Origin of the sequence: Mesorhizobium sp. M4B.F.Ca.ET.143.01.1.1, assembly GCF_004792275.1 — a bacterium.
In the GTDB taxonomy this organism is placed as follows: Bacteria; Pseudomonadota; Alphaproteobacteria; order Rhizobiales; family Rhizobiaceae; genus Mesorhizobium; species Mesorhizobium abyssinicae.
Map to the genome: position 1 here is coordinate 1 of NZ_SRSR01000089.1, position 459 is coordinate 459.

The following is a 459-nucleotide window of genomic DNA, read 5'->3' on the forward strand; positions in this document are numbered from 1 at the left end:
GGTTTGTGTCATGGAAAAGAGGTTCAATCGAATGGCGGAAGCAGTCGCTCACGCAACAGGTAGGCCGTGGGCGTTCGCTCTTTGCTTGGGATCGGTTTTGACCTGGGCGGCAACTGGCCCTGTGTTTCACTACTCCGAGACCTGGCAACTGGTCATCAATACCGGAACCACCATCGTCACTTTTCTGATGGTCTTCTTGATTCAGAACACACAGAACCGCGATGGCGCCGCCATCCAGGCAAAGCTCGATGAGTTGATCCGCTCCGGCCAGGGCAAGAACGACTTTATCGGCATCGAGCATCTGACGGAGGAAGAGGTTGAGGAGTTTCGCGCAGCATGCGCCCGGGCGAAGGAAAGGTCGCGAGATGTGTAGACTGCGCGTTTCGAAGACGGCTGACGCTCACATTCTTCTCCGCGTTATCCGCGGGGCCCTGCACTCGCACTATGGAGGAGCTGGAA

General features: G+C 56.9%; 1 protein-coding gene. It reads left to right on the forward strand.

Annotated elements, in window-relative coordinates; all coding sequences use genetic code 11:
* Window positions 1-10 precede the first annotated feature (10 nt).
* Complete coding sequence (locus tag EN786_RS36095) at window positions 11-373, forward strand: low affinity iron permease family protein (protein WP_127312401.1); 363 nt, start codon at window positions 11-13, stop codon at window positions 371-373.
* The last annotated feature ends 86 nt before the right edge of the window (window positions 374-459 follow it).